Annotated in this window: 1 protein-coding gene; it reads left to right on the top strand. The window is 43.6% G+C overall.

Annotated features, from left to right (window positions below; genetic code table 11):
* Positions 1-232 (top strand): nucleoside transporter C-terminal domain-containing protein (locus tag F9U64_RS22785; protein ID WP_323125814.1); only part of this gene is annotated, 232 nt, incomplete at its 5' end.
* Positions 233-741: the final 509 nt, after the last annotated feature.

Below are 741 nucleotides of genomic sequence, written 5' to 3'. Positions count from 1 at the left end.
AATGACACAATTACAGCCTCTAGTAGGCACATTTTCTGAGAAGACTGTTGGTATTGTATCAGTATTCCTGACAAGCTTTGCAAACTTCTCTTCAATTGGGATTATTGCAGGAACGGTTCAGGGTATCGACAGTAAAAAAGGTGCTGCGGTATCGAAATTTGGCTTGAAATTATTGATTGGTGCTACACTTGGTTCCATTCTTTCTGCAACGATGGCAGGTCTGTTTCTGTAATAGGAGAAAGCACAAGTACTCTCAGGGGGCTTGTGCTTTTTTTTCTATTAACCTGAAATGCAGGAGTGTGGGACGACATTTCAAGTGACACTGGCGTTAGGGGAAATCCAGGAGGCTGATGGGAAAATTATGTGTTAAACATGAGATAAAGCGGAAATCCAGTTGCACGGGGGCCGAGATTTCCCGTTAATCCCACGATAAAGCGGAAATCCAGTTGAAAGGAAACAGAGATTTCCCGTTAATCATGAGATAAAGCGGAAAATCAAAGTGCATGAGAGCCGAGATTTCCCGTTAATCATGAGATAAAGCGGAAATCCAGGTGAAAGGAAGCCGAGATTTCCCGTTAATCATGAGATAAAGCGGAAATCAAAGTGCACGAGTCCCGAGATTTCCCGTTAATGCCAAGATAAAGCGGAAATCCAGTTGCACGGGAGCCGAGATTTCCCGTTAATCATGAGATAAAGCGGAAATCCAGTTGCACGAGAGCCGAGATTTCCCGTTAATCATGA

The organism is Gracilibacillus oryzae (assembly GCF_009498735.1).
GTDB lineage: Bacteria > Bacillota > Bacilli > Bacillales > Amphibacillaceae > Gracilibacillus > Gracilibacillus oryzae.
The sequence above is the reverse complement of the archived record's forward strand: the minus strand, read 5'-3'. Positions and strand labels throughout refer to the sequence as shown.